The organism is Mycobacterium angelicum (assembly GCF_002086155.1).
GTDB classification, from domain to species: Bacteria; Actinomycetota; Actinomycetes; order Mycobacteriales; family Mycobacteriaceae; genus Mycobacterium; species Mycobacterium angelicum.
In genome coordinates this window covers 1-8,599 of the sequence record NZ_MVHE01000116.1, presented here as the reverse complement: position 1 = coordinate 8,599, position 8,599 = coordinate 1, and the positions used below count along the sequence as shown (strand labels likewise).

Genomic DNA, 8,599 nt, shown 5'->3' with positions numbered 1-8,599 from the left:
CACGCCGGTACCGCTGATCAGGTCCGACTCGTACACCACTCTGCTGGACGCAACCTCATCTCGCTGCCGTCTCCCTGAGCGCCAAGACGGTCAGTACACCGTTCAGCACAACCGTAGCCGCGTGGAAACTGTTCCCTGCGAGCGTGCTTTGCACCTGCCCGACTCGTTCAGCCCGCTTGACCGCCATTGCCGTCGGCACCGGAGGTACCTGTCGCGCCGGTATTGCCCGCCGCGGCGGGGCCGTTGCCGCCGATTCCGCCGGCGCCGCCCAGGCCGCCGGAGCCACCCGTGCCACCGCCGCCGCCGGTACCTCCAAGACCCGATCCGCCCGAGTGGCCGATGAGTCCGCCCGCGCCACCGGCGCCGCCATTACCGCCGTCGCCGCCGTCACCGCCACCACCGCCGGTGCCTCCGTCGCCGCCTGCTCCGCCCTGGCCCATGGTCGCGGTCACGTTTCTGTTGGCCCCGCCGGTGCCCCCGTCGCCACCTAGACCGCCGAAGCCGCCGGTGGAGCCGGTGCCACCCAGACCACCGGCTCCCCCGGCACCTCCGGTGCCGCCGTCGCCGATCAGCCAGCCGCCGCGACCACCGGCGCCACCGGTACCGCCATGGCCGCCAAGACCACCGCCAACGCCATCCCCACCTCTTCCGCCCGGACCACCGTTGCCGCCGGTGAGCGGCACTAGATCCCCGTTGCCGTCGGCGCTGCCTCCGGCGCCGCCCGCGCCACCCATCGCTCCGGTCCCGCCCGCTCCGCCGGCTCCACCGTCACCCCCGAACGTGACTGTCCTGCCGTTGACGGCCTGCGTTGTGGCGGCGCCGCCGGCACCACCGGCCCCTCCCATCGCGCCGGCGCCACCGTCGCCGCCATCGCCGCCGTTGCCGCCCGCCGCAGTCACCGACGAAACAGAACCGGCCCCGCTTGCGGTGCCCCCTGTGCCACCGGCCCCGCCCACCGCTCCTGGGCCGCCATCGCCCCCTGCGCCCGCGGCGCCACCGACGATCACAGCCTCCTACCGAAATGTCTTTTGATACCCACGGCGGAACGGCCCGATACGTTCGATAGAAAGTCATACCGGCTGGACTAAGCGGAGCAGTCGTTTCGGCGGATTCTCGAATGCCACACTGCCGACACGACTTTGGATGTCTGCCGGCGACGTGCTCTGACCCTTCGGTTTGCCAGCCGATATGTTGTAGCCCGTGGCCCTTCCTAATCTCACTCGTGACCAGGCTGCCGAACGCGCCGCGGCCGTCACCGTGGACAACTACCGGATCGATCTCGACCTGACCGACGGCTCGGGCGCGCCGGGCGAGCGCACGTTCCGGTCCATCACCACCGTGACGTTCGACGCGCTCGCAGGTGCCGATACCGTCATCGACATCGCCGCTGACGCCGTCCGCAGCGCCACCCTCAACGGCCGGGAACTGGACATCTCGGACTACGACGAATCGACCGGGATTCCGCTACGCGGCCTTGCCGAGCGCAATGTCCTTGTCGTCGACGCGGACTGCCGCTACTCCAACACCGGCGAGGGGCTGCATCGCTTCGTGGATCCGGTCGACGGCGAAACGTACCTGTATTCACAGTTCGAAACCGCCGACGCCAAGCGGATGTTCGCGTGCTTCGATCAACCCGATCTCAAGGCCACTTTCGATGTGCGGGTCGCCGCGCCCGGGCACTGGAAGGTGGTTTCCAACGGCGCAACCACGTCGATCGCGCATGGCGTACACACTTTCGGCACGACCCCGCGGATGAGCACCTACCTGGTCGCCCTGATCGCCGGCCCGTACGCCGTCTGGGAGGACTCCTACAGCGACGAACACGGCAATATCCCGCTGGGCATCTACTGCCGTGCCTCGCTGGCACAACACATGGACTCGAAGCGGTTGTTCACTGAAACCAAGCAGGGATTTGGCTTCTACCACAAGCACTTTGGGCTGCCCTATGCATTCGGCAAGTACGACCAGCTGTTCGTGCCCGAATTCAATGCCGGCGCAATGGAAAACGCCGGCGCGGTGACCTTCCTCGAGGACTACGTCTTCCGCAGCAAGGTCACCAGGGCTTCCTACGAACGGCGCGCCGAGACGGTGCTCCACGAAATGGCCCACATGTGGTTCGGCGACCTGGTGACCATGAGCTGGTGGGACGACTTGTGGCTCAACGAGTCCTTCGCCACGTTTGCCTCGGTGCTATGCCAAAGTGAGGCAACCGAATACACCGAGGCCTGGACGACGTTTGCCACCGTCGAGAAGTCGTGGGCGTATCGCCAGGACCAGCTGCCGTCGACGCATCCGATCGCCGCCGACATTCCCGACCTGGCCGCAGTCGAAGTGAATTTCGACGGAATCACTTACGCCAAAGGCGCTTCGGTGCTCAAGCAGCTCGTCGCCTATGTCGGTCTGGAGCATTTCCTGGCCGGGTTGCGCGACTACTTCCGCGCACACGCATTCGGCAATGCCACGTTCGACGATCTGCTGGCCGCGCTGGAGCAGGCCTCGGGCCGCGACCTGTCGAATTGGGGTCAGCAATGGCTGCGCACCACCGGGCTCAACACTTTGCGGCCCGAATTCGACGTCGACGCCGACGGAAAATTCACCCGGTTCGCGGTGGTGCAGAGCGGTGCGGCGCCCGGCGCCGGCGAGACCCGGGTGCATCGGGTGGCGATCGGCATTTACGACGAGGATGGCTCCGGCAAGCTGGTCCGGGTACACCGTGAAGAGCTGGACGTTGCTGGTTCGACGACGGAAGTTCCTGCGCTGGTTGGGGTTTCGCGCGGAAAGCTGGTTTTGGTCAACGATGACGACCTGACGTATTGTTCGCTGCGGCTCGACGCCGAATCGCTGCAGACCGCATTGCGGCGCATCGCCGACATCGCCGAGCCGCTGCCACGCTCGCTGGCGTGGTCGGCGGCCTGGGAGATGACCCGCGAGGCCGAACTGCGTGCCCGCGACTTCGTGTCACTGGTGACAGGCGGCGTGCACGCCGAAACCGAAGTCGGGGTGTTGCAGCGGCTGCTGATGCAGGCACAGACGGCGCTGGGTTCCTATTCCGAGCCAGGGTGGGCGCGCGAGCACGGCTGGCCGCAGTACGCCGACCGGCTGCTGGAATTGGCGCGCGCCGCCCAGCCCGGATCGGATCATCAGCTCGCCTACATCAACGCCCTGTGCTCGTCGGTGCTGTCGCCCCGGCACGTGGAGACGCTGGCGGGCCTGGTCGACCCAGGTCTTTCGGACCCCGCGGCGCTGGGATTGGCGGGCGTAGACGTCGACACCGACCTGCGCTGGCGCATTGTGATTGCGCTGGCGACCGCCGGCGCCATCGACGCCGACGGACCGGATTCGCCGCGGATCGACGAGGAAGCTCAGCGCGACCCCACGGCCGCCGGTAGGCGGCACGCCGCCCAAGCGTCCGCGGCGCGACCTCAGCTCGAGGTCAAGGAAAAGGCCTTCTTAACCGTGGTCGAGGATGACACCTTGGCCAATGCCTCCGGGCGCGCGATGATCGCGGGGATAGCCGCGCCGGGGCAGAGTGAGTTGCTCAAGCCGTTCACCGCGCGCTATTTCGACGCCATCCCGGGCGTCTGGGCCCGGCGTTCCAGCGAAGTCGCCCAGTCCGTCGTCGTCGGCCTCTACCCCTATTCGGACATCAGTGAAGAGGGAATCGCGGCCGCCGACGAGTTCCTCAGCGACCCCGAGGTACCCCCGGCGTTACGCAGGCTGGTACTCGAAGGCCAAGCGGGAGTGAAACGGTCGCTGCGGGCCCGGTTGTTCGACGCGGTGGAGCCGGAGCGTCAGGCCGCCGACGGCTGATCTTCAGAACAGCACGCGTTTCTGGGCTGATCAACTGCGGCCACCGACTTCACCTTCGTGGCGGGTGCACCTTCATCCGCATTTGGCGCTTTGTCGGACGGTATGCACCCCCGACGCAACCGGGCACTTGATATCGAGGCACTTCGCCTCATCGTGGCGTCCTCACTGGGCGAATTAACCCTAGCGAATCCGGTACAGCCGCAAGTAACTACTTAATTCGGACCAGCGCAGGCAACCTGGCCGAGTCGCGGATGGCGTTACTACGCAAGCCTTTTCAATCGCCTTCAAACATCACCACCGCGCCAAGGGTGCCCGCCTCTCGACACGAGGAGGAATGCAGGTGGGGTGCCCAGACGGCGGGCTTGTGATGATCGGGTGTGACTGGGCAGCCGTACCTCCGGAGGTACATTCGGCGTCACTATTGGGACCCGGACCCGGCCCGTTGCTGTCCGCCGCGGTGGTGTGGAGAACGCTGAGTGCTGAATATGCTTTAGCGGCAGACGAACTCACCGCATTGCTGGCCGGGGTGCAAGTCGGCGCATGGCAGGGCACAAGTGCGGAGAGTTTTGTGGCCGCGCACATGGTGTACACGGCCTGGTTAACTGAGGCGAGCGCGGACTGCTCGATTGTGGCAGCCCAGCACGAGTCGGCGGCCGTGGCTTACAGTACCGCGTTGTCAGGAATGCCGACATTGGCGGAATTGGCCGCCAATCATGTCATTCATGGGGTATTGATAGCGACGAATTTCTTTGGCATCAATGCGATTCCGATCGCGCTCAACGAAGCAGACTACGCGCGCATGTGGATTCAGGCCGCCGCGGTGATGGGCGCTTACGAAGTGGCATCGATTTCAGCAGTAGCGGCAGTGGCACACACCCCGCCGGCGCCGGTGCTGGTCAAGCCGGGCGTCGGCAACCTCGCCGAAAGTGCGCTACTACCAACACTTTCCCAGCCGCCTTGGTGGGACGTGATCTGGCAACTGATCGAAACCCTTGCCCAGGTCGTAAGCCAGGCGGTGTCCGCCCTGGCCAGCGAGATGTTTGCCTTCAGCGTCGAACTGATCTTCTACCTGGGCCAATGGTTGGTGGCGTACGTAGTCCTGATAGGCGGCTATCTACTTCAGCTGCTGCACATGCTGAACGTGCTCATTACCGACCTGCTCGCGTTGTTCTTGTTGGACGCCCAACTGGTGATCCTCTTTCTCTACATCACCGTGCGCGCAATGGACGCAGTTGTCGCGTTGGTCGCTGAGTTCCTGGGGAAGGTTTTGGGAACGCTGTCCTGGGCGCTCAACCAGGCGGCCACAGCGGTGGCCGAGGCAATACGCGAGCTGCTCGGAGGTATGGCGGCGACGGCGCAATCGGTGGTTTATGCATCCGCGTTGCCTCAAGGCGGTGTCAGCTCGTTGCCGACCGGTGGGATCGCGGCGGCACCTGTCACGTTGGCCGCTGATATCGCCCCCGCTGGCGGCTCCGCGGCCGGGTCGGGCGCAGTAGCCGCCTCCGAGCGGGGCGCGGCGACGTTGGGAGGGTTTGCCGGGACCGCGCACGACGCGGTGATCCGACAACCTGGCGGGTTGTCGTTCTTGGCTAGCGAAGAAGTCGGGGGCGGGATGCGGGTGCCGCTGTTGCCGAGTACGTGGGACGCCAGTCCTGCACTCGCGGTCGCACCTTAAGGCCTCGACTCCACTCGATCAGCGCACCCGCCGGGACGTCAGGCGGGTGAGATTCCCGCGCTGAGCACCCGGATCGCGCTGACCAGCCCATCGATCAAGTGACCCTGTTCGAAAGCCGAGGAAGCGGCGGCAACGCCGAGCGGAGCGGCCGACTCGGCGCCGCGGCCGCGAACCGCTGATCCGTACACCACCTCGATGGCGGACTGGTCGGGCGAGACGGCAAGCAGCACCGCATTGTCGGGCGTCGGCACCTTGGCCAACAGCTCGCGGGCCCGCGCGGCGGTGTCACTGCCCAGGTCGCCGATATAGACGGCGAACCGCGCCCGAGACGCCCGCGAGCCGTATTTCAGCGCGTCGTCCACGGCGACGAGGTCGTTGATCGGGAAGGGGTAGTGCACCGACAATTCGCCGGGCTCAGTGACCCCGGATACGCGCCCGCTGGTGGTGAGAGCCCAGCCGTAGGGCAGCTCGGTTGGTTCGATCGTCGCAACTTCACCACGTGCCACTTGCGCCACCTCCAACTGTGAACTCCGGTGCGTTGTGCCCGCCATGCCCGTGCGAGTGCCCGACGTCTTCATCGGTAGCTGCCCACAGGATCGGCGGGTGGGTCCACGGCTCGGAGAGCTTGTAGGTCGCCGGGTGCGGGCCCTTGCGCGACCAGATCAATCCCACCAGCACGATGACCAGCAACAACGGGATGCCAATGAAAAGCAGATGGATCTGCATAACGCTCACGACGCAAACCGTATCCCACCGGGGCAGCGAACGTCAGCTAAGAGTTGATTCATAAGTGTGCGAGCTTGGTGTTCCGGAGGTAGGCGACGGCGCGAGCGGCGAGGTTGATCGCGTTGCCGCGTCGGCGGCAGTGGTGCAGTATCTGCCAGTCCTTTATTCGGGCCAGGATGTGTTCGATGCGGGCGCGTCGACGACGGTGTTCGGCCAGGCGGGAGGTGTCGTCTGTGGGTGGCAGTGTTGCGCCGGGCATGGAGCGGTAGCCGCCGTCGGTCAGTGTGGTGATCCCGGCGGGCAGGGTGATGGTGGCTTTGGCGACGACGATGTCGTTGCGGTTGCCGGGTCAGGCGTTGCCTACGTGCACGATCCGACGATTGAGGGTGGCAATCACCTGAATATTGACCGAGCGACGGTAGTTCTTGCTCGGTCGGGTAATGACTGGTCGTGGACCGGGATGAGGGTTCCGTCCAAGAGCAGGGTGTCGGTGTCGTCGAATTGGTCGGGGACGAAAAGCCCGGCGACGGCGGCGGTGAGGTCGCGAATGATTCGATGGGCGGTGGGCTGGCTGGTGTCGAAGATGGCCGCCAGGGCGCGTTCGGTGAGGTTGGTGCGCAGCGCGACCAGTGTCAGCAGCACGCGGTCGCGGTGGGTCAGCCCTGGTGGGCGGCCCGGCCGATGCCCGGGATCGGTGATGGCGGTGCTGCGGTCGACCTCGGCCACGGTGACGCCGGTCAGGGCGTAGACGTCTGCCCGCCCCAGTCTGGTGATTCTCACCTGTCCGGATTTGTCAGAGGCCTACGACAGAATCGGGGCGTGAGGACCGCCGCGTTGCCCGATCCGGTGGTAGCTGCTGCCGTGGCGGTGCGGCGGCGGGGGAAGTCGAAGACCGCGAATTGGCGCCGGCCCGAGCAGGTAGCGGTCATCGCACTGGAGTTGGACCTCTCCGGTGATGCGGTGATGCGCCGCCGGGTCGAAAAGCATTGGGATGCAGTGTTTCGGCTGCGTCGCGCTGTGCAACGGGGCGCCGGCGCGGCCAGCCGCGCCTATCTTGCCGCCCGCCACGAGCGGGCCGGGGACCCGCAGGCGGTTCGTCATCGACTTGGCCTGTCACGCAAGGCCATTGAGGACCGGGCGAAAGTGCATGTCGAGCGGGCCGGGTGGATGCGTGCCCATCTGACCAAGGCCACCGCGTTGCATGTCGCCGACGAGGTGTGGCAGTCCTGTGACCGGTTCCTGTTCTGCGATAGCCGCCGGCGACGGCACCGGCCGCCCCGGGTGGGGTCGTGGTGGGACTTCACCCGCATTCCCGGCCGGGCCCGCTCCCACACCAAAACCCAGCCGGTGTGGGAGACCTACCGGCTGGTCGGCTCGCTGCAGGGCCACCTCGACACCTACGGCCAGCGCGCCACTATCGCGGCGGCCGGCGCAGTGGAGTCGGGCCGCAGCGTCTTGGCCCAGCCCAAACGTCTGCCCGCACCGGCCGGGAATCGGCGGTCGTGGTGGGACTACGACGGCCCGCTGGCGGTGGTCTACACCGGCCTGCCCGGTGGGGATCTGGTGATGCCGGTGCGCCTGGCGCAGGGGGCGGGTCAGTTCGGCCGGCTGGCGCACTTCCTGGCCGATCCGGCGCGCTGGCACAAGATCGACCTGTGCCGGGTCCGCGACCGCCGCGCCCCCGGCGGCGGGCGCTACCAGGCCCACCTGACGATCCTCGGCCCCGGCTGGGTCGGACCCACCACCGCCCAACTGCGGCAGTTCGCGCCGACCGGGCGGATCGGCGGGGGCGACGGCAACGTCTCCAATATCGCTGTGGCCAGCATCGACACCCACGGCGAGCGGCCGGCCGTGCTCACCTCGCATGTCACCGCCACCCCCGACCAGCAGCAGATCACTGTGCGGGAGGCCAAGAAGGCCCGCGACCGGATGCGGGCACTGGATCGCTCCCGGCGCGCAACCAACGCCAGCCAGTACCGGCTATCACCAAACCAGCAGGCCCGCGCCGACCGCCGCGCCGCCGCCGGCTTGCCCACCAGGACCGTCGATACCCCCGCCGGCGCCCGGGTGGCCACCAGTGCGGGCAACCCCGTTCAGGCCTACCGCAAAGATGTTGTGTCCCACGCATACCGGGACCTGCGCGCCGATCACGCCGCCGCCGCATCAGCGACCACCCGGCGCAAGGACGCCTTCGCCCGCCAGACCGCACAGGCGATCGTCGCCGCCCACGGCCCCCACCTGATCACCGAAGACGTCGATGTGCGGACCTGGGCGCGGCGGTGGGGCCGCGGGGTCGCCGCGTTCACCCCGGGCAGGATGCTGAGCCGACTGGCCGGCGAGTGCACCGCCACCGGCGGCACCTTACTCACGGCGTCGACGTTCACCACA

At 67.2% G+C, this 8,599-nt stretch carries 7 protein-coding genes and 1 pseudogene; 3 read left to right on the top strand and 5 right to left on the bottom strand.

The genetic code is table 11. The annotated features are described in order from the left end of the window. Positions 1-167: 167 nt before the first annotated feature. A pseudogene (locus tag BST12_RS27925) lies at positions 168-998 on the bottom strand (hypothetical protein); the annotation flags it as partial. A gap of 202 nt (positions 999-1,200) precedes the next feature. Here BST12_RS27925 and pepN point away from each other — a divergent pair. Continuing rightward, positions 1,201-3,810, top strand: coding sequence for an aminopeptidase N (pepN, locus tag BST12_RS27920; protein ID WP_083116430.1), 2,610 nt, complete (start codon positions 1,201-1,203; stop codon positions 3,808-3,810). A gap of 367 nt (positions 3,811-4,177) precedes the next feature. Beyond that, positions 4,178-5,485 (top strand): PPE family protein, encoded by a 1,308-nt coding sequence (locus BST12_RS27915; protein ID WP_083116432.1) that lies wholly within the window; start codon positions 4,178-4,180, stop codon positions 5,483-5,485. Between the two features lie 38 nt (positions 5,486-5,523). Here BST12_RS27915 and BST12_RS27910 read toward each other — a convergent pair whose 3' ends face one another. The 4 genes from BST12_RS27910 to BST12_RS27895 all read right to left on the bottom strand — a co-directional run bounded on the left by BST12_RS27910 (position 5,524) and on the right by BST12_RS27895 (position 6,991). Continuing rightward, positions 5,524-5,991, bottom strand: a complete 468-nt coding sequence (locus tag BST12_RS27910; protein ID WP_083116429.1) for a DUF5130 domain-containing protein — start codon at positions 5,989-5,991, stop codon at positions 5,524-5,526. Continuing rightward, the gene (gene ctaJ / locus BST12_RS27905; RefSeq protein ID WP_083116428.1) at positions 5,978-6,211 is read right to left on the bottom strand and encodes an aa3-type cytochrome oxidase subunit CtaJ; all 234 of its coding nucleotides are present in this window, start codon (positions 6,209-6,211) and stop codon (positions 5,978-5,980) included. The genes BST12_RS27910 and ctaJ overlap by 14 nt, the downstream gene beginning before the upstream one ends. A 58-nt stretch (positions 6,212-6,269) precedes the next feature. Beyond that, a complete protein-coding gene (locus tag BST12_RS35035; protein WP_083116427.1) occupies positions 6,270-6,470 on the bottom strand; it encodes a transposase in 201 nt (66 codons plus the stop codon). Between the two features lie 134 nt (positions 6,471-6,604). Next, on the bottom strand, positions 6,605-6,991 hold the full coding sequence (locus tag BST12_RS27895; protein ID WP_083116426.1) for a helix-turn-helix domain-containing protein: 387 nt from the start codon (positions 6,989-6,991) through the stop codon (positions 6,605-6,607). Between the two features lie 39 nt (positions 6,992-7,030). Between BST12_RS27895 and BST12_RS27890 the strand changes: the two genes are divergently transcribed. Beyond that, the coding region (locus BST12_RS27890; protein ID WP_083116425.1) for a transposase at positions 7,031-8,599 on the top strand (1,569 nt) is incomplete at its 3' end.

Coding starts and splice junctions, on each gene's coding strand:
- BST12_RS27915 (WP_083116432.1), top strand. CDS start 4,178: ATGATCGGGTGTGACTGGGCAGCCGTACCTCCGGAGGTACATTCGGCG.
- ctaJ (WP_083116428.1), bottom strand. CDS start 6,211: ATGCAGATCCATCTGCTTTTCATTGGCATCCCGTTGTTGCTGGTCATC.
- BST12_RS35035 (WP_083116427.1), bottom strand. CDS start 6,470: ATGCCCGGCGCAACACTGCCACCCACAGACGACACCTCCCGCCTGGCC.